The following is a 17,566-nucleotide window of genomic DNA, read 5'->3' on the forward strand; positions in this document are numbered from 1 at the left end:
TCACGATTGGATTAATGACGCTCCTTTCGTCGACTCCTATCCCGACTCGACCGAACTACGTCCTCCACGCGACCAGACCGTTTTTCTCGTATGCTTTCGACTCGGTAGACATGACCGACGCCGGACCCCCCGCAGACGCCCCGACAGTCGCGGCCTGCCAGATGGCGGTCGCCGACCTCGACGTGGACGCGAATCTCGAATCGATTTGCGAGCGCGTGACCGCCCTTCCCCCGGACGTGGACGTGGCGCTCTTCCCCGAATACGCCCTGACCGGGTTCGTCGCCGACGAGCGAGTGTACGCCGCCGCCCTCTCGCGCGACAGTGACGCGCTCGCCCGTCTGCACGACCTCGCGGTCGCCACCGACTGCGCTCTCCTCGTCGGATTCGTCGAGGTCGTGGGCAGTGCCGACGCCATCCCGGACGCCGCCACCGTTTCCGACTCCGACCCTGCCACCGCCGTCGTTTCCGACGCCGACTCTCCCACCGCCGCTCCGACCGAACCGACCTACTACAACGCCGTCGCGTATCTTGACCCTGACGGCGGAACCACCGTCTATCGGAAGCGCCACCTCTGGGCGGGCGAACAGGACGTTCTGGTCTCCGGCCGCGAACGCGTCACGGTCGAAACGCCCGCCGGGACCACGGCGCTGTCGACCTGCTACGACCTCAACTTCGTCGGCGAGAGCTCGGCCTACGCTCACCCCGACGTAGACGCCCTCTTCGTCGTCGGTGCGTGGCCTGCGGCCCACAGTCAGAATTGGAAACTACTCTTGCGCGCTCGCGCGCTCGACGGCGTTCGCTGGGTCGTCGGCGCTGGCCGGACTGGCAAGAAGACGGTCGGGGGCCCTACGGAATACGCCGGGCGCTCGCGGGTCGTTCGACCGGACGGGAGCGTGCAAGCGGGACTGAACCGCGGCGAGCGCGACCTCGTAGCCGACTTGGACCCCGCTGTGTTCGAGGACTGTCGGGAGTTCATCCCGGTCTTCGAGGACGGAAGATAGAACTTAGTTTCTTAGATGATTATTTATATGGGTTAAACGCTGGCGTGTATTTCCGGGTTTGCGACGAGGAACGTCTACGAGCGATTTCGGGCGTGGTAGCTGTTTTTCAGAAGAAGCTAGCTCCTTCTCGAGCCACTGAACGACCGCACCGCGACGGCCTCACGCCTCCCCAGCCTCCTGCCTTGCTCGGCTACCGGAGGACAAACGACGTCTTCCGAGCCTGCACTGGCGTTCGCTCGCACAGACCTCGCGCGGGTTGGCGCGACCCGCGATTTGGGTCGCGCCAGCACGCGCCGGGGTAGAAGACGAGCAGCGCGCGCCAATTCGAGAGGTGACGAAACTCCGCAGACGGCGTAGAAACGGGACACCTGCGAACAGCCTTAAGCGGTCCCCGGTGGTACCCGATGCAGGAGGAACACGAACGTGAGCCAACAGCGACAGGTACTCCAGCAGGCCGGCACCGTCGAGGGCAACGCCGTCCGCTTCGACACCGAGAAGGCCGAGCAGATGGTCGAGGCGCTGAACGCCGACCTCTCGGCGACCTACGTTCTCTACCACCAACTCCGGAAACACCACTGGAGCGTCACCGGAGCGCAGGCGGGCGAACTCCGGCGATTTTTCGGCGACGCCTCGTACGACGCCGAGCGCCACGCCGACGTGCTGGCGCGTCGAATCGGCGCAATCGGCGGGGTTCCCGTGAGTGGCCCGGCGGCGTTCGAGCGCCACAGTCCCGTCCCGTTCGAGGGCGAGGACGTGTACGACGTGCGGACCTCGCTGGAGAACGACCTCGAGGCCTACGGCGACCTCATCGAGAGCGTCAGCAGTCACATCGAGTTCGCCGAGAGCCTCGGCGACCACGCCACCGGCACCCTCCTCCGGGACCTACTACTGGACCTCGAATCCCGCGCCCACGCCATCGACGGCTTTCTCGCCCACGACTCGCTGACGCTGTGGGAGTGACACTGTGGGAGTGACACTGTGAAGCCGACGTCGTGACGGTACCACTGCGAGCGTCACGAGATTTCGCGAAGACTTCCGGATTCCCGCCTTCCAGAACCTCTCGCGTTCGATTCTCGCCGGTGATAATCCGCGAGACATTTATTATCCGGGATTACATCTACCGAAATAACGCCGATGGTGTCGAAAGCGTTCTTTACCGGGTCGAAGTACCTCGTCGAAGAGAACGACGGGCGACACGACTACGTCCGATACGACGGGGAACGATTTCTCGCGGTACTGTCGGCGGCAGGACAGAAAGTCGTCCGAGCGCCGTTCGAGGCCGACGAAGCGAAGGCCACGTATCTGAAGGTGCTCGTCCGGGTCAACGAGAGCTATTTCGCGGCCCGCGAGTACGAGGACGACGCGAAGGGGAAGTACTTCAAACACGACGAGCGCGCGGAGCGACGCTTCCGGATTCGGACCGCCGAGCGACTCGGCGACTGCGTGGACGAACTCCACGCCTTGCTCTCGGCTCACGACGAACTGGTCGGGACCGCCGTCGACCAGGCCGGGCGCGGGGAGGGGAACGCGGAACGCGACCGAGCGCGTTCGGCGGTTCGCTCGACGCTACTCGCCTGTACCGACCGAGCCATCAGCGAGGGCTGGTTTCCGGTCGTCGAGTCGTACTACCACAGTCTCAGTCCCGGCGAACTCGTCGCCGAGGACCGCGAGCGCCGAAAACAACGCATCGAGGGCACCGAGGACTCCCACGGAATCAGGGAACTCCTCGACGAGCCCCACTTCGACCGACTCCGCGAGCGCGATCTCCACCGGATTCGGGAGATAAACCGGGAGTCGCCCGGGTCGGACGCTCGCGTCTGGAAGCGCATTCTGGAACAGCGCCCGTGGTACGTCGGTCACGAGCGCGAGCAGACCGTCGCCTGAAGCGCCACGAAGGGGTCGGAGCCGTCGATCGTCGTCCGGAGCCTCTACGCCCACGACCGACCTACAGCGGAAGCCAATCGGTCGTGATGTCCTCGTCCGTGAGATGCCAGCGTTGCTCGATCTCGTCGCCGTACTGGACCTCGACCACCGCGTCGAACAGCGCCTCGATGGAGTCGACCGTCTCGGAGTCGTACTCGGCGGGAAGGTGGTAGTGGGCCATGCCGTCGAATCGCTCGACTGTCTCGGTCAGTCCGAGCAGGAACCGGCGCACGTCCCGGTCGTCGTAGTCGGCGACCAGCGGCGTAATCGAGTCGAAGCAGAGCCGGAGTTCCGCGGGCGAGAGGCTCCCCACCTCCGAGTCGAACTGTTCGATGGTCTCCTCGACGGTCTCCCCGAGGTCACGGAGGTCGTCGCCCTCGACGCTCACGCACTGGAACGGCTGGCCGAAGTGGTCTCGCACGTCGGTCTCGCCCCCGTCTCGAACGTCGGTTCCACTCCCGCCTCGCACGTCGGCCTGCCAGTCCACGACCGCGGCTTCGTCGCGGTACGGCCCCGACTGGGCGGACGTGAGCTTCGAGTGGGCTATCGCTGGCGTCGCGTCGGTCGTCACGAACAACCGATAGCGAGGTCCGGCGCTCGACTCCCCCAGCAGACGTTCGCAGGCCGCATCGAGCGCGTCGGTCCCGACGAGCAAGATGTTACACCCGTTTCGCTTCAGGTTAGCCAGCCGATGCCTAAATCGGGCTGTCGCTTCTGGACTCCCCCTTCGTTCCTCCCCACACATTGATTCACTAATAACGGCTATGATTGCAATAAGTGTTTCGGACAAATGAAAACGCTGATTCCGAATCCTCGGCAAGAAACGTGGGTGAGCCGAGACCTTTCACGCTCGGAGCGCCGAGGTAAACGCGATGAGTGACCACCTGTTCGGTTCGCTGTCGATTCGCGGAACGACGGTTCGAAATCGGGTGATGGTGTCGCCGATGTGTCAGTACTCGTGCGACCGCGACGGTCTCGCTACCGACTGGCACGAGGTCCACCTCGGGAGTCGCGCCACCGGGGGAGCAGGTATCGTGATGACCGAGGCGACCGCGGTCGAACCGCGAGGCCGCATCTCGCCGCACGACCTCGGCATCTGGAGCGACGACCACGCCGACGCCCTCGCGCCCGTCGCCGAGTTCGTCTCCGAGCGCGGTGCGACCCCCGCCATCCAGTTGGCCCACGCGGGACGGAAAGCCAGCAAGACCCGGCCGTGGGACGGAAGCGTTCCCCTCCAACCCGACGAGGGCGGATGGGAGACCGTCGCCCCGAGCGCGAGTCCGTACCCCTACGACGACGGAGAGGCCCGGACGCGGAAGTTGGACCGCGAGGACGTCGAGGAAGTCAAAGCCAACTTCGTCGCCGCGGCCGAACGCGCCATCGACGCCGGCTTCGAAATCGCGGAGGTCCACGCCGCCCACGGTTACCTGCTCCACGAGTTCCTCTCGCCCGTCACGAACCACCGGGACGACGAGTACGGCGGCGACTTCGAGGGGAGAACTCGACTCGTCCGGGAAATCGTCTCCGCGGTCCGCGAGGTCTGGCCCGGCGACCTGCCGGTCTTCGTCCGGGTCTCGGCGACCGACTGGCTTCCCGACCGCGAGTCGTGGACCGTCGAGGACACCGCCAGACTCGCCCCGCTCCTCGCCGATGCGGGCGCTGACCTCGTGGACGTGAGCGCAGGTGGTCTCCACCCCGACCAGCGGATTCCGAGTGCGGGACCCAACTATCAGGTTCCCTACGCCGAGCGCGTGGGCGAATCCACCGAGGCGCTCGTGGGCGCAGTCGGCGGCATCAACGAGGCCGAACAGGCCGACGCCCTGATTCGCAACGACCGCGCAGATCTCGCCATCGTCGGTCGAGAACACCTCCGTGACCCATACTTCGCACTCCACGCCGCCGAGAAACTGGGCGTCGAAGACGAGGCGGAGTGGCCGATTCAGTACCGGCGCGCAGTGCAGTGAGTTAGCTTCCGCTCTCGGCATATTAGCTTTCGCGCGATGGCGACGATACCGACGAGAAACGCGAGACCGCCCGCGAGTACGACGAGGAATCCGACGAGCAAGCCAGGGAGGGTTCGGGACGTTTGGGCGACGAACCGGCCGACGAGATGGAGTCCCCACCCGACGACGAGGACGCCGTAGAGTTCGAGCAGTTCGCCGTCGCTGGCGTAGTCGAGGTCGTCTCGGGCGGAAATCGAGGACGTATCTCGGAGCGTCGTGCGCTGACCGAAGACCCAATCCCGGCGAGTGTCAGTCGGTCTCACACCGTGACAACCTATTTTGCTGCCGATGCCGCCCCGTCGAGTATGAACTATCAGGCACTTCCGGACGACCGGAAGCAACAGTTTCAGGACTACGTTCAGTACGCGTTCGGCCTCGAAGAGGGCCTACAGGAGGAGTACGACTGGGACCCCGACGAACAACCCGGCGACGCTCGGGCGCTGTTCGAGGGCGACCGGATGCTCTGTATCTGCAGTCACTACTGGTTTCGGACCGAACTCCGCGGCGAGCAGTTCGAGATGCCCGGCCTGTCGGCGGTGGCGACCCCGCCGGAACACCGCCGACAGGGTAACGTCGCCCGACTGCTCGCCGAATCGCTGACCGAGTACCGCGAGCGCGGCGACTTCCTGACGGCGCTGTGGGCGTTCGAGCATCCGTTTTACGAGCGCCAAGGGTGGGGACTGGCGAACAAGTGGGTCCGGTACGAGTGCGACCCCGAGGCGCTCTCGTTCGCCAGAGACTCCCCCGCGACCGGGGGCGAGTTCCGCCCTGTGGACGCCGACGAGTTCGACCGTCTCGACCCGGTACTCGCGGCCGACCACGAAGGGTACGAACTCGCCGTCGAGCGAACCGAGGACTGGTGGCGAGAGCGCGTCTTCAGCAGTTTGCGGACCGACCCCTACGTCTACGGGTGGGAGCGAGATGGCGAACTCCGAGGCTACGTCGTCTATCGCGTCGAGGACGAAGACGAGGGCAAGCGACTCCACGTCTCCGAACTCGCGGCCGCAGACCGCGAGGCGCGCCTGAACCTCCTGCGACTGCTCGCCAACCACGACTCGCAGGTCGAGCGCGTGAGCATCTACGGACCGCCGGACACCTCACTGCTCGACGTGGTCGACGACCCCGCAGACGTCGACTGCGAGGTGAAGGCCGGGCCGATGGTCCGAATCGTGGACGTTCCGGCCGCAATCGAGGCGCTGGACTACCCGGCCGACCTCGACGCCGAGTTCTCCATCTCGGTATCGGACCTCCTCGTGGACTGGAACGACGGTAGTTTCCGAGTCGCAGTCGCCGACGGACGAGCGACCTGCGAACCGACCTCCGGAGACGCAATCTCGAACCCGGACGTGACCACCAGCGTCGGCGCGCTCTCCCAGGTGTTCGTCGGCTACCACTCGGTCGCAGATGCCGAGACGCTGGCCGACCTCGAAGTCCGGACTCCCGACGTCCGCGATACCCTCGCAGCGATGTTCCCCGAGCGCGACGTGTTCCTGCGCGAGGTGTTCTGATTCGCAAATCTCGATTCGGCTCGTAAATTCGGATTCGAGAGACGAAAGTACTATTATTCGTAAATCTTGGCGCGCGCTGGCGCGAGGGACAAGTGAACGACCGGAGGGAATGAACGAAGAGGTTGGGGAGGCGTGAGGCCCGCGGTCGCGGTGCGGGGCCGTGCGGTGCGGTTGCGGTACTCCTTCGCGTCGGCAGTAGCTAGCTTCGTGCTACTTCCATCTCGCTTCTGCTGAGTATCACAGGTCACTGGCTTACGGAGTCGCTAGCTACTTCTCAACGTTCTCCACCGAGTTTCCCCGACTCCCGCCGATTCCCAACCGACTTTCCCCGACTCTCCACCCATCACGAGACCGACGAGCGACCAAACTCTTTACCGCGCGACACGTAGGCCCGGCCATGAGAGACAACCGCGACGACCGACGCGGCCGCGACGACCGGCGCGACCCAGACGACAGGCGCGACTCCGAAGAACTGGACGAGCGCGTCGAGGAACTCGAAGCGCGGGTGCGCGAACTCCGGTCCGAACTGGGCCGACCGCCCGAGGGACCGCTCGGCCTGCCGCGCCCACCGACGCCGCGCGAGGTGCTGTCGTTCACCGGGAAGTACGCCATCCCGACCGCCATCGCCACGCTGGAGGCCAACGTCCGGGCGCTCGAGGCGCTCCAGCAGGTCATTCGACTCCTCGACCCCGAGCGAAGCGTCGTGAACGAGGAACGCGACCGACTCCAGTCGCGCGCCGCCGACGCGAGTCGCCTCACCCTCGACCGACTGGAGTCGGCGCTCGAAGACGTCGAGACGACGATTCGGGAGAACGACCTGCCCCGCGAGGACGAGGCGCGAAGCCTCCTCGACGACGTTCGGAACGTCAACCGCGAGATACGCGACCGAGTCGAGAGCGAGCGCAGAGAGGTCGACGAGGCCCGCGAGCGCGAGCGGGACGTCAACCGCGAGCGGTTCTCGGCCGACCGTGAGGAGTCCGACCGCGACGCGGAGTCCGACCGCGCAGATGCGGGTCTGGACGGCGGGACGACCATCGAACTGACCGACGAGGACGACGGCGACGCGGACGACGAGAGCGACGAGCTCGCCGAGGACCGCGCCGAGGTGGACGTGGAGGCCGAGCTCCGGTCCATCAAGGACGAAATCGAGAACCGGAGGAACGAGAGCGGTCCGGCGACAGACGCCGCGAGCGCGGAAGACGAATCGAACGAGAGCGGAGACGAAGCCACGTCCAGCGACGACGCCGAACCTGAATTCGACGACGATGCGGACGACGAGAGCGACGACCCCGGCGACGACACCGAATAGCTACTCGGCCACCGTCTCACGGTCGCGGAGTCGCCGGTAGAGTCGGCGGACGAGCGACTGCCGGACGTCGCGGTGTCGGCCCGCGAACCACGCGGCCACCGCGATTCCGACGCCGCCCGCGAGCATGGCGTAGTTGGCGGCGTCGTTCGTCGCGCGAACGAGGTCCAGCGAGTAGAGCGCGGGCGAGACGGGGTAGATGGGCATCACGCCCCACGGATTCAACACGTCCGCGAGGAGGTGGGAGACGACCGCGAACGCGCCGAGGAAGAAGGCCCACAGGCCACCCCGGAGCGCTTCTCGTCGGGGTCGCTTCAGGAGGGACGGCGCCACGACCAGCACGCAGAAGACACCGACCGCGACCGCGAACCAGAGGGTGTGGGTCACGCCGCGGTGGACCAGAAACTCCAACTGGCCGTCCACGTCCGGGAAGAGGGTGTACGCGAGGACGATACCACCGCCCGAGAGGGCGTCCCGAACGTACCCCTGCGAGAGTAGAACGTACCCGACCACGGCGTAGAGGGCGAGCGCCATCCCGTAGTGGCCCGGCGGAAACATACCGTGAAGCCGCCACGGACTCAACGTTAATCTACCGGTTTATAAATTGTCGAATGCCGGATACGCGCTCGACTGGTATCACTCAGACGACACGCGACGAGTTGATATCCGTTCGGAGCCTATCCGATTCGTTATGAGTCTGACACCGCTGTTCGGACCGGTTCCCGGCGGGATGGAGATGATGATCATCCTGCTCGTCGCAGTTCTGCTGTTCGGCGCGAACAAACTGCCGAAACTCGCCCGGTCGACGGGGCAAGCGATGGGCGAGTTCAAGAAAGGCCGCGAGGATATCGAACGCGAGATTCGGGAATCGGCGGAGGCCGCCGAGCGCGACGATTTCGAAGACGAACTCGCCGAGGACGAGACGGTCAACGTCTGAACTCAGCGAAACGTCGGCATTCGCGCGGCAACTCCGAATTACCCTGCGAACGATTCCGTCGATTTTTGCCTACACCGGGCGTGGTGAACTCTCGCATGACAGACCGACCCCGGACGTTTCGGTCGGCGTCTCGTCGGGCGTTCCTCCGGGTACTCGTCGCCGAGACCGCGGGAGCGTCGGCGGTCCGGCGCGTCCGCGCCGCGACCCGAGACGGGAATCGAACGCGAGGAAACGGAGCGGACGAACGCCGTGAACGCGAACAGCGAGGGTGGCAGTCGGGCCCGCCGATGCCCGACGAGCGAACCGAGGTCGCTGGGGTCGCCTCCGGGTCGGAGTTCCACGTCGTCGGTGGATTCGTGCCCGGTGACGTAACTGCCGAAGTCGGAATCTTCGACCCTGCGACCGGAACGTGGCGGACCGGCGACCCGCTTCCGGAGGCGCGACACCACGCCGCATCCGTCGCGATAGACGGCGACCGCTACGTCGTCGGTGGGTTTCGAGGACGGAAGTTCGACCCCGTCGATACCGTCTGGCGGCACGACGGCGACACCTGGGTGGAGCGCGCGCCACTTCCGACACCGCGAGGCGCGCTCGCGGCGGGCGTCATCGACGGGCGGATTTACGTCGCGGGCGGCGAAGGAACCGACGAGTCGCTGGCGGCGCTGACCGCTTACGACCCCGACGCCGACGAGTGGACCGAACTGACCTCGATGCCGACCGCTCGAAACCACCTCGCCGCCGGCGCAGTGGGTGGGAAACTCTACGCAGTCGGTGGTCGCACGAGTTTCTCGAACCTGCTCGACGCCACCGAAGTGTACGACCCCGACGCCGACGAGTGGACCGAGCTGGCCCCGATGCCGACGCCGCGCGGCGGACTGGCGGCCACGACACTGGACGGACGAGTCGTCGCGGTCGGTGGCGAGGGACCCGGCGGTACGTTCGAACAGGCCGAGGTGTACGACCCGGCGGCCGACGAGTGGCGGTCCCTCCCACCGCTTCCGACGCCACGGCACGGACTGGCCGCCGCGACCCTCGGTGGGAGACTCTACACCGCGGCGGGCGGCCCCGAACCCGGATTTTCGTTCTCAGACGCGCTGGAAGTGTTCGGCCCCCAACCGAAGTGACGCTTCGAGCGCTCTCGGGAGAACGAAATCCGTTTCAAAGCGATATCTATGCTCTCTAAGTATATGAAAATAGTTCTTAAAGACAGAGGAACATTTCCCTACTCCCGTCCGTCCGACTTCCACACCAGTCCCTCGACGGTGCCGGTCATCACCGTCTCGCCGTCCTCGTTCCGGCAAGTGACCGCCGCCAAGAGGTCGTATCGGTCCTCGCGATCCTCGACCTCCTCGATAGTCATCTTACAGGTCAGCGTCTCGCCGGTGTAAACCGGTTGGAGGAAGTCGAACGCCATCGAGCGTCCGAGAACTTCGAGGTCGCCGCCGATTTTGGTCGGCATCGTGGCCGTGAGCAGGCCGTGGACCAGCAGGCGGCCCTCGTCGTCGGGGTCGAGGTGACGGGGTTGCTCGTCGCCCGATACCTCGGCGAACTTCCGGACGTCCTCGGGCGTGAAGGTGCGCTCGAAGGTTCGGGTGTCGCCTTCTGTTGGCGGAGTCATTCCTGTCGTTACATCGTACCTCTCCCCAAAAGGTCGTCCGATTCGACGACTCCGAATCCACTCGTTCGCTACTCCGTCGAGGCTCGCTCTCCGGCGTCGGCGTCCCGCGACGGAGGAGCCATCGACCGGAGGTACGTCGCGCCGAGTGCGACGCTGACTGCCGAGACGACTCCGAAGAGCGCGATTTCGCCGAGCTCCCCGCCTTGCCTCGTTCGGCGCATCCACGCGGCCATGGCGAGGACCGCCAGTCCGAGGGTGGTGAACTTCACCAGCAGGACGCCCGCGAGGACGTACCCCCACTCCCGGCGTCGCCAGAGCCACGCCGCGGTCAGCAGCGTGGCCGGGAGGAGGACCGCGAGGTCGAGGACGTGAATCACGTTCGCCGGGACGCCGGCGAGTCGGACGCTCTCGGGCGGCGCTCCCCGAAGCGTGGCGGGCACGACCTCCGAGAGCCATCCGGCCGCGAAGAACAGCGCTATCGCCGCGAGGTAGCCGCTCGTAACTCGGATTGGCAACCGACCGTGCAACCGGTCGCGCACCGCGCCGGGGTCGAGTCGGAGTACGCCGCCGACGAAGGTGAACAGCGACAGGCCGAACAGCGCGACGTACGCGAGGAACAACTCGTTGAAGTAGAGCATGAGCGCGTACGATGCCCACGTGTAGAGCATGTATGCGAGCGCCCCGAGCCAGACGACGTACCCCCGGAGCGACCCGCGCGCGGCGTACCAGAGACCGACCGCCAGCAACGGGACGCCGAATCCGAGCGTCACCGCGTCTTGGCCGTAAACCTGCGGGATCGTCACCGCCGCGTCACGATAGTGGCCCGGACGGAGGAGACCGACGAGCGTCGCGACGACCGAGAGGCCGAGAATCGCCACCGTCGAACGAACCTGCCACCGGGGAAGAGAAACGGACATCTTGCGTCACCGGTTCTACGTACGCCGGAAGCGGTTAAATGAGTGTTCGCTGATTCTTCAGGACCTGGAACCGTCGGTCCGCGTGGATTCGGCCCGCGCGAGCGTTCGCTCGAGCCGGTCCGGACCTAGCAGATTCGAACCGGACCGCTCACGGGCGTTCGCTCAAGCCGGTTCGAATCTGTAGCCATCCCACTCCTGGCTCTCCTTCTCCCGAATCCCGGCGTCGGGGTCTCGCAGCTCCTCGGCGTACACCGGCCGCACCTCGTCGCCGATTTCGACCTCGGCGTCCTCCGCGAGTTGTCCGATCGCCCGAACCGACTCGTCAGCTATCGAGAACTCCACGATGGCCAGCGAGTTCGGTTGGCGGACTCCCGGCGGGGTCGCGGTGTTGGTCGTCCACGTCACGACTTCGCCCGTCTCGTCGCTCAGGTCGATTTCCTCGGTCTGTTCCTCGCCGCACTCCGGACAGAGTTCGTGGCCCGGATACATCAGGTGCCCGTTCGGACAGCGGTGAGCGTTCAGCGTCATGCTTCCTCCAGAATGGTCGTGGTCACGCAGTTGCCGAACCCGCCGACGTTGCAGGCCAGCGCCACCTCGCAATCGACCTGCCGGTCGCCCGCGTCGCCGAGCAACTGCTGGTGGAGTTCGTAGACCTGTGCGACTCCGCTCGCGCCGAGGGGATGGCCCTTCGACTTCAGGCCGCCGGAGGTGTTGATCGGCAGTTCTCCGTCGCGGTCGGTGACGCCCTCCTCTACTGCCTTCCAGCTCTCACCTCGGTCGAAGAAGCCGACGGCTTCGCTCTGGAGGAACTCGAGGATGGTGAACATGTCGTGGAGCTCCGCCACGTCCACGTCCTCAGGTTCTCGTCCGGCCATCTCGAAGGCCTCGTCGGAACTCTCGACCGCCCCGCCCATCACGGTGGGGTCGTCGCGCTCGTGGACGACGTGGGTGTCGGTCGCGCCGCTGACGCCCGAGATCACGGTGTACTCGTCGTCGGGGACGTACTCTGCCGCCACGGACTCCGGACAGAAGAGAAGTCCCGCGCTCCCGTCGGTAATCGGGCAGAAGTCGTAGAGTCGCAGCGGGTCGGCCACGATGGGCGACTCCATGACGGTCTCCAAGTCGACTTCCTTCCGGAACTGTGCGTGGGGGTTGTCGAGTCCGTTCCGGTGGTTCTTCACCGCGACCTTCGCCAGACTCTCGCGCGGCGCGTCGTACTCGTGGAGGTACCTGCGGGCCGTAAGACCTGCGAACGAGGGGAGTGTGACCCCGTGCTTGTACTCCACGGGATGCGTGAGCGAGGCGATTACGTCGGTCGCCTCCGGAGTCGAGCGGTGGGTCATCTTCTCGCCGCCGACCAGCAGGGTCATCTCCGAGGCCCCGGAGGCGACCGACTGCCACGCGGCGTAGATGCCCGCCCCTCCCGAGGCGGAGGTCTGGTCGACGCGCTGCGTGTAGGCTGGTATCGCGCCTAAATCGTGCGCGAGGGCGTTCGGTGCGCCGGTCTGGCCCTCGAACTCCCCGCTGGCCATGTTCGACACGTAGAGGTGTTCCACGTCGTCCGGAGTTACGTCGGCGTCGGCGAGACATTCGCGCCCGGCCTGCGCGAGCAGGTCGCGGAGCCACGCGTCGCGCTCGCCGAACTGCGTCATCGACGCTCCGATGATTGCTACGCGGTCCATGCCTTCCAGAATGCGGAGTAAAGGTTTATAAGTCGGGGATGGGGCAGTCGAGGTTTCAGCGGAGCGACATCTGACCGTCCATCCACCACGGATGAAACCGGCCGGACCACGTCGGGGGACTGAAAGGGGCCGGGGCTTTCGAAAACACGTTTCTACTCTACTACGGGTTCGAAGTGTGGTACGTAAATCCGGGGGTAGCGGTATCCTACGCGGCCGTCGCTCCGGGTCGCTCGGCGCTCGGGGAAGGCTCAAAGGTGCGGACGACCTACGTCGAAACATGGGGGAAGACAAAGACATCAGCGACGTTTCGGGGCTTCCGGACGAACTCGGCATCGACGAGGACCTCGGCCGAGCAGAGCAGCAACTCTCGGTCCGGGTCGAAGAGCGAACCTACGGCAAGGCCATGACCATCGTGGAAGGGTTCGACGAGTCGTCGGTGGACGTGGGCGAACTGTCCTCGACGCTCAAGAGCCAACTCGCCACGGGCGGCACCGTGGACGAGGGTCGCATCGAGCTACAGGGCGACCACCGCGAGCGCGTCGGCGACATACTCCGCGACGAGGGATTCAAGGTCGAGTAGACGATCCCATTCGGAGGCGACTCGAACGTCGGACGGGAGTCGCACGTCCGAAGGAACTCGAACGTCAGATGGAAGTCGCACGTCCGAGGGGACGTAAGGGTCCGAAACGTAGGGGTAGAGGTACCGAACCCAGAGTGCGTCCAGTGGCGTCCGCCAACCGAGGGCGTGGCTGAGGGCGTCGTCCCACGCCACGAACAGGCCGACAAAGAGCACGCTCCGAGCCAGTAGGCCGTAGCGCCACCAGAAGGGCCGGACCATCGAAACCGCCGTCGCGGCTCCGAGAAGGACCAGTACGCCGAGCGCGCCGACCACGGGATAGTAGGGCCACGTCAGTGCGAAGGCGAACACCGAAAGGAGGGTCAGGCCAGCGACGCCCCACGGTGCCGTTTTCGAGTCGGGGTCGCGGACTATCCAGCAGACCAACAGTATCAGCAGAACGCCGAGATAGAAGTGGTGGGGACCGAACACCGCTCCGTCTGGTTCCAGTTCGGCGGGAAACCTTCCGAACACAGATCACGTACGACGGAACGAAACATAAGTTTCCGGGGAGTTTCGAGGACTGGTCGGCGTCGGTAGACGCGCGCGATTCGTCGGTTCTCGATACCGTCGGACGCGAGGAGACGGAGCGTATCGACCGTAGCTCCACACTTCTAACACCCCTCGCCGCGAAACTACGGTCGAGAGTACATGCTCCCGCAAGTTCACGTCGTCGCAACCGGTGGTACCATCGCAAGCACGCCAGACGAGGACGGGGCGGCCCCGAGCCTCGACGGCGAAGACCTCCTCGTCTCGGTTCCGGACCTCGCGGCCCACGCCGACCTGAGCGTCGAATCGGTCTCGCAGGTGCCGGGATTCGACGTCGACTTCGAGATTATGACGGAGGTCGCCGAGCGCGCCCGCGAAGCAGTCGCGGACGACGCGGCCGACGCAATCGTCGTGACCCACGGCACGGACACCATGGCCGAGACGGCCTACTTCCTCGACCTGACCTGCTCGCTCCCGGTGCCGGTGATCGTCACGGGCGCGCAGCGCCGACTCGACGAACCGAGTTCCGACGCGCCCGCGAACCTGCTCGCGGCCGTCCGCGCGGCCACCCACTCCCGAGTCGAGGAGGGCGTCTTCCTCGCGTTCGACGACGAACTCCACGCCGCCCGCGACGTGCGGAAGGTCCACAGCCACAAACTCGCGGCCTTCGCATCGCCGAACGACGGCCCGGTCGCTACGCTGACCCGCGACGCACTTCGGTTCCATCGTGAACCGCGGAGCGAGTCGGTGTATCTCCCGGCCAAGGCCGAAGACGAAACGTTGGAGGCCCCGGACGCCCGCGTCGAGATGGTCGTCTCGGCCGCGGGCGTGGACGGTGCGCAGGTCGAACGCGCGGTCGAATCGGGGGCGGACGGTCTCGTGGTCGCTGGTACAGGTCTCGGAAACGCGACGAGCGAGTTGGGCGAGGCCATCGTGGAGGCAATCGACGCGGGCGTGCCGGTGGTGCTGACCTCGCGGTGCGGTGCGGGCGCGACCGGCGCAGTCTACGGGACCGCGGGCGGCGGTAAGACCTTACAGGACGCGGGCGCGATTCCGGGCGGCGACCTCGCGCCGTGGAAAGCGCGAGTGAAACTGGCGCTGGCGCTGGAGGCGGTGGACGACGTCGAGGACGCTGCCGACCACTTCGTAGAGTACGCAGAATAACGGCTTTTCAGATCGTATTTTGTTCCTTCCAGTTGATATACAATTGCTTGACAATCGTTCTAATTGCTCTCCGTCGACGGCGACTGCGTAACGCTAGCTACTTCTTGAGCCATTGGAGACCGCACAGTACCGCGACTGCACAGCACCGCGACTGTATCAATCCGCGAAATCGCGAATGGTCGGATTCACGGCGCGCGCTATCTCTCACAATTCACGGAGTTCGGCCGGTCGGGCAGGTCATTGATTCGAGCAGTATCTAACTGCTTGCCGTCTTGCTATGAACTGCTCGTTCGTCGCGTCTCGACCCGCAAAAATAAACGAAGATCGACGAGAACGCCCTACTCTCCGAACTTCTCCCGCTCTTCCTCCCGTAACTCGATGCGCCGAATCTTCCCGCTCGACGTGGTGGGCAACTCGTCCACGAACTCGATTCTGCGGGGGTACTTGTACGGGGCCGTCTCCTCCTTCATGTACTCCTGCAACTCCTCGACCAGTCCGTCGCTCCCGTCGTAACCGTCCGCGAGGACGACGTAGGCCTTGACGACGTTACCGCGCTCGTCGTGGGGGCTGGCGACCGCCGCGGCCTCCGCGACCGACTCGTGGCCGACGAGCGCGTCCTCGACCTCGAACGGGCCGATGCGGTAGCCCGACGAGATGATGATGTCGTCGGCCCGACCCTCGAAGAAGAAGTAGCCGTCCTCGTCCTTTCGAGCGAGGTCGCCGGTCCGGTAGTAGTCGCCGTGGAACGTCCGGTCGTCCAGGTCGGGCTTCTCGTAGTAACTGTCGAAGATGGCCGGACTGTCCACCGGAACCGCAATCTCGCCGGTCTCGCCCGGTTCGACCTCCTCCTCGTCCTGCGTGTCGAGCAGAGTCACGTCGATGCCCGGCACGGGCTTGCCCATGCTGCCGGGCTTCACGTCGATACCGGGGTAGTTCGTCACGAGCGCGACCGTCTCGGTCTGGCCGTAGCCGTCACGCGGGGTGACGCCGAAGGCGTCCTCGAACTCCTGAATCGGTTCGCGGTTGAGGGGTTCGCCCGCGGAGACCGCTTCTTCGAGCGCGAGGTCGTATTCGCCCAGACCCTCGACTTGCGTGAACATCCGGTACTGCGTCGGCACGGCGCACAGGCGAGTCACGCCTTCTTCCTCCATCAGGTCGAGGAACGTCCCGGCGTCGAACTCGCCGTCGTAGACGAACTGCGGCGCGCCGGTCGTGAGCGCCACGCCGACGGGACTCCAGAACCACTTGGCCCACCCGGTGCCTGTCGTCGCCCAGAGCAGTTCCTCGGAGAAGTCGGTGTCTCTATCGACGCCCCACCAGTAGGGGCCGTTAACGAGTTCGAAGCACCGAAGCCAGCGATGGCGATGGAGGACGGGTTTTGGCTGGCCGGTCGTTCCGCTGGTGTAGTTGATGGACATCGGGTCCTCGGCCGCGAGTTCCGGTCCCTCGTGGTCGGTAGCCTGTCCGTCCAGCAGGTCGGCGAAGGCGTGCCAGTCCTCGCGGTCGAGGTCCGTCCCGTCCCCGTCGTCGGCGTCCAGCACGACGACGCGCTCCAGCGGCGTCTCGTCGAGGATGGGTTCGACCATCTCGGTGAGGTCGGCGTGGACGACCACGGTCTCGGCCTCGCAGTCGTTCGCCCGGAACGAGAGGTCCTTGGGCTTGAGCATGGCCGAGCAGGGGACGAGCAACGCGCCGCGGGCCAGCGCGCCGACCTGGATGGCGAAGGCGTCGGGATGGCGCGGGAACAGGTGCATCACTCGGTCGCCCTCGCCGACGCCAAGGTCGGCCAGCGCGTTGGCGAACCGGTTCGCGTCGTCGCTGACGTCGGCGTAGGTGCGCTCGGCCTCGACTCCCTCTTCGTCGCGGAACCGGACCGCGAGTCGGTCTCCGAACGACTCGGCGTGGTCCTCGACCACCGCGGGGATGTTGTAGTCGTCCGGAATCGCCCACTCGAAGTTCTCGCGTTCGCGCTCGTAATCGAGAGACATATCGTGGAATCTCGGCAGACGGATATTTCATTGTATCGCTGGTTCCCGAATCGTCGGAGCGCGCCGCGACGGACGACCGGAACGCGGCGACTGTCGCGCCGCGACGAATCCGCCGGTGACCGGCAACTGCTTCGACGACGGCGGAGCGACCTCAGACGGCCCGCCCGCGCCGCGAGAGGCCGACGAGAAGCGCGCCCGCCGCCAGCGAGAGGACGGCCACCACGAGCAACAGCGACGTGTACCGAAGCGCGAGTATCTGCGGTGCGAACAGAATCAGCGCCCCGAAGACGATGAGGGCGGCCCCGCCCCATAGTTGCGTGCTGTCGTCCATGACCGTCGTCTCGACGTCCGGCCACTTAGGTCCGGTTGCCGAGAACCGCCGGAGAACCGTCGTAATCGGGATTTCCAGCGGTT

The 17,566-nt window shown here is 65.7% G+C and carries 20 protein-coding genes; 10 read left to right on the forward strand and 10 right to left on the reverse strand.

What is annotated here, in order from left to right; all coding sequences use genetic code 11:
• Nucleotides 1–110 precede the first annotated feature (110 nt).
• The 3 genes from E2484_RS19490 to E2484_RS19500 all read left to right on the forward strand — a co-directional run bounded on the left by E2484_RS19490 (nt 111) and on the right by E2484_RS19500 (nt 2,885).
• Nucleotides 111–1,001 carry a carbon-nitrogen hydrolase family protein gene (locus E2484_RS19490; protein WP_137286864.1) on the forward strand — a complete coding sequence of 297 codons (891 nt, stop codon included), beginning with the start codon at nt 111–113 and terminating at the stop codon, nt 999–1,001.
• Nucleotides 1,002–1,424: 423 nt separating this feature from the next.
• Complete coding sequence (gene dpsA, locus E2484_RS19495; protein WP_137286865.1) at nt 1,425–1,961, forward strand: DNA starvation/stationary phase protection protein DpsA; 537 nt, start codon at nt 1,425–1,427, stop codon at nt 1,959–1,961.
• A 174-nt stretch (nt 1,962–2,135) separates the two neighbouring features.
• Entirely contained in the window at nt 2,136–2,885 is a 750-nt protein-coding gene (locus tag E2484_RS19500; protein ID WP_137286866.1) for a hypothetical protein, read from the forward strand.
• Between the two features lie 61 nt (nt 2,886–2,946).
• Here E2484_RS19500 and E2484_RS19505 read toward each other — a convergent pair whose 3' ends face one another.
• Nucleotides 2,947–3,669 carry a DUF7504 family protein gene (locus E2484_RS19505; protein WP_137286867.1) on the reverse strand — a complete coding sequence of 241 codons (723 nt, stop codon included), beginning with the start codon at nt 3,667–3,669 and terminating at the stop codon, nt 2,947–2,949.
• 127 nt (nt 3,670–3,796) lie between these two features.
• On the opposite strand from E2484_RS19505, the gene E2484_RS19510 reads away from it, so the two are divergent.
• Complete coding sequence (locus tag E2484_RS19510; protein WP_137286868.1) at nt 3,797–4,888, forward strand: NADH:flavin oxidoreductase/NADH oxidase; 1,092 nt, start codon at nt 3,797–3,799, stop codon at nt 4,886–4,888.
• Here E2484_RS19510 and E2484_RS19515 read toward each other — a convergent pair.
• Complete coding sequence (locus tag E2484_RS19515) at nt 4,864–5,190, reverse strand: hypothetical protein (protein WP_137286869.1); 327 nt, start codon at nt 5,188–5,190, stop codon at nt 4,864–4,866. The two genes, E2484_RS19510 and E2484_RS19515, sit on opposite strands and share 25 nt — an antisense overlap.
• Before the next feature lie 42 nt (nt 5,191–5,232).
• Here E2484_RS19515 and E2484_RS19520 point away from each other — a divergent pair, with 42 nt between their 5' ends.
• Nucleotides 5,233–6,435 (forward strand): GNAT family N-acetyltransferase, encoded by a 1,203-nt coding sequence (locus tag E2484_RS19520; protein WP_137286870.1) that lies wholly within the window; start codon nt 5,233–5,235, stop codon nt 6,433–6,435.
• A 397-nt stretch (nt 6,436–6,832) separates the two neighbouring features.
• Entirely contained in the window at nt 6,833–7,744 is a 912-nt protein-coding gene (locus E2484_RS19525) for a DUF7547 family protein (RefSeq protein ID WP_137286871.1), read from the forward strand.
• Here the strand turns inward: E2484_RS19525 and E2484_RS19530 are convergent, their stop codons facing one another.
• Nucleotides 7,745–8,299 (reverse strand): metal-dependent hydrolase, encoded by a 555-nt coding sequence (locus tag E2484_RS19530; protein ID WP_137286872.1) that lies wholly within the window; start codon nt 8,297–8,299, stop codon nt 7,745–7,747. It abuts the gene before it with no gap.
• 133 nt (nt 8,300–8,432) lie between these two features.
• Here E2484_RS19530 and E2484_RS19535 point away from each other — a divergent pair, with 133 nt between their 5' ends.
• The gene (locus E2484_RS19535; protein ID WP_137286873.1) at nt 8,433–8,678 is read left to right on the forward strand and encodes a Sec-independent protein translocase subunit TatA/TatB; all 246 of its coding nucleotides are present in this window, start codon (nt 8,433–8,435) and stop codon (nt 8,676–8,678) included.
• 95 nt (nt 8,679–8,773) lie between these two features.
• A complete protein-coding gene (locus E2484_RS19540; RefSeq protein ID WP_321112758.1) occupies nt 8,774–9,802 on the forward strand; it encodes a Kelch repeat-containing protein in 1,029 nt (342 codons plus the stop codon).
• Between the two features lie 98 nt (nt 9,803–9,900).
• On the opposite strand, the gene E2484_RS19545 is transcribed toward E2484_RS19540, so the two are convergent.
• The 4 genes from E2484_RS19545 to E2484_RS19560 all read right to left on the reverse strand — a co-directional run bounded on the left by E2484_RS19545 (nt 9,901) and on the right by E2484_RS19560 (nt 12,895).
• Nucleotides 9,901–10,296: a MaoC/PaaZ C-terminal domain-containing protein gene (locus tag E2484_RS19545; RefSeq protein WP_137286874.1), complete on the reverse strand. Its 396-nt coding sequence runs from the start codon at nt 10,294–10,296 to the stop codon at nt 9,901–9,903.
• A 68-nt stretch (nt 10,297–10,364) separates the two neighbouring features.
• Complete coding sequence (locus tag E2484_RS19550; protein ID WP_137286875.1) at nt 10,365–11,213, reverse strand: hypothetical protein; 849 nt, start codon at nt 11,211–11,213, stop codon at nt 10,365–10,367.
• A gap of 162 nt (nt 11,214–11,375) precedes the next feature.
• Nucleotides 11,376–11,741: a Zn-ribbon domain-containing OB-fold protein gene (locus tag E2484_RS19555; RefSeq protein WP_137286876.1), complete on the reverse strand. Its 366-nt coding sequence runs from the start codon at nt 11,739–11,741 to the stop codon at nt 11,376–11,378.
• Nucleotides 11,738–12,895, reverse strand: a complete 1,158-nt coding sequence (locus E2484_RS19560; protein ID WP_137286877.1) for a thiolase family protein — start codon at nt 12,893–12,895, stop codon at nt 11,738–11,740. Before E2484_RS19560 ends, E2484_RS19555 begins: the two co-directional genes overlap by 4 nt.
• A gap of 277 nt (nt 12,896–13,172) precedes the next feature.
• Between E2484_RS19560 and yciH the strand changes: the two genes are divergently transcribed.
• Complete coding sequence (gene yciH / locus E2484_RS19565; RefSeq protein ID WP_137286878.1) at nt 13,173–13,475, forward strand: stress response translation initiation inhibitor YciH; 303 nt, start codon at nt 13,173–13,175, stop codon at nt 13,473–13,475.
• Here yciH and E2484_RS19570 read toward each other — a convergent pair.
• On the reverse strand, nt 13,410–13,985 hold the full coding sequence (locus E2484_RS19570) for a hypothetical protein (protein WP_137286879.1): 576 nt from the start codon (nt 13,983–13,985) through the stop codon (nt 13,410–13,412). The genes yciH and E2484_RS19570 overlap by 66 nt on opposite strands.
• Nucleotides 13,986–14,162: 177 nt before the next feature.
• On the opposite strand from E2484_RS19570, the gene E2484_RS19575 reads away from it, so the two are divergent.
• The gene (locus tag E2484_RS19575; RefSeq protein ID WP_137286880.1) at nt 14,163–15,164 is read left to right on the forward strand and encodes an asparaginase; all 1,002 of its coding nucleotides are present in this window, start codon (nt 14,163–14,165) and stop codon (nt 15,162–15,164) included.
• Nucleotides 15,165–15,502: 338 nt separating this feature from the next.
• Here the strand turns inward: E2484_RS19575 and E2484_RS19580 are convergent, their stop codons facing one another.
• Nucleotides 15,503–17,152, reverse strand: a complete 1,650-nt coding sequence (locus E2484_RS19580) for an acyl-CoA synthetase (RefSeq protein WP_137286881.1) — start codon at nt 17,150–17,152, stop codon at nt 15,503–15,505.
• A gap of 151 nt (nt 17,153–17,303) precedes the next feature.
• A complete protein-coding gene (locus E2484_RS19585; protein ID WP_137286882.1) occupies nt 17,304–17,483 on the reverse strand; it encodes a hypothetical protein in 180 nt (59 codons plus the stop codon).
• Between the last annotated feature and the right edge of the window lie 83 nt (nt 17,484–17,566).

The organism is Halorussus salinisoli, assembly GCA_005239435.1.
Lineage (GTDB): Archaea > Halobacteriota > Halobacteria > Halobacteriales > Haladaptataceae > Halorussus > Halorussus salinisoli.

Coding starts and splice junctions, on each gene's coding strand:
- E2484_RS19490 (WP_137286864.1), top strand. CDS start 111: ATGACCGACGCCGGACCCCCCGCAGACGCCCCGACAGTCGCGGCCTGC.
- E2484_RS19500 (WP_137286866.1), top strand. CDS start 2,136: ATGGTGTCGAAAGCGTTCTTTACCGGGTCGAAGTACCTCGTCGAAGAG.
- E2484_RS19505 (WP_137286867.1), bottom strand. CDS start 3,669: ATGTGTGGGGAGGAACGAAGGGGGAGTCCAGAAGCGACAGCCCGATTT.
- E2484_RS19510 (WP_137286868.1), top strand. CDS start 3,797: ATGAGTGACCACCTGTTCGGTTCGCTGTCGATTCGCGGAACGACGGTT.
- E2484_RS19520 (WP_137286870.1), top strand. CDS start 5,233: ATGAACTATCAGGCACTTCCGGACGACCGGAAGCAACAGTTTCAGGAC.
- E2484_RS19525 (WP_137286871.1), top strand. CDS start 6,833: ATGAGAGACAACCGCGACGACCGACGCGGCCGCGACGACCGGCGCGAC.
- E2484_RS19530 (WP_137286872.1), bottom strand. CDS start 8,299: ATGTTTCCGCCGGGCCACTACGGGATGGCGCTCGCCCTCTACGCCGTG.
- E2484_RS19535 (WP_137286873.1), top strand. CDS start 8,433: ATGAGTCTGACACCGCTGTTCGGACCGGTTCCCGGCGGGATGGAGATG.
- E2484_RS19540 (WP_321112758.1), top strand. CDS start 8,774: ATGACAGACCGACCCCGGACGTTTCGGTCGGCGTCTCGTCGGGCGTTC.
- E2484_RS19545 (WP_137286874.1), bottom strand. CDS start 10,296: ATGACTCCGCCAACAGAAGGCGACACCCGAACCTTCGAGCGCACCTTC.
- E2484_RS19550 (WP_137286875.1), bottom strand. CDS start 11,213: ATGTCCGTTTCTCTTCCCCGGTGGCAGGTTCGTTCGACGGTGGCGATT.
- E2484_RS19555 (WP_137286876.1), bottom strand. CDS start 11,741: ATGACGCTGAACGCTCACCGCTGTCCGAACGGGCACCTGATGTATCCG.
- E2484_RS19560 (WP_137286877.1), bottom strand. CDS start 12,895: ATGGACCGCGTAGCAATCATCGGAGCGTCGATGACGCAGTTCGGCGAG.
- yciH (WP_137286878.1), top strand. CDS start 13,173: ATGGGGGAAGACAAAGACATCAGCGACGTTTCGGGGCTTCCGGACGAA.
- E2484_RS19575 (WP_137286880.1), top strand. CDS start 14,163: ATGCTCCCGCAAGTTCACGTCGTCGCAACCGGTGGTACCATCGCAAGC.
- E2484_RS19580 (WP_137286881.1), bottom strand. CDS start 17,152: ATGTCTCTCGATTACGAGCGCGAACGCGAGAACTTCGAGTGGGCGATT.
- E2484_RS19585 (WP_137286882.1), bottom strand. CDS start 17,483: ATGGACGACAGCACGCAACTATGGGGCGGGGCCGCCCTCATCGTCTTC.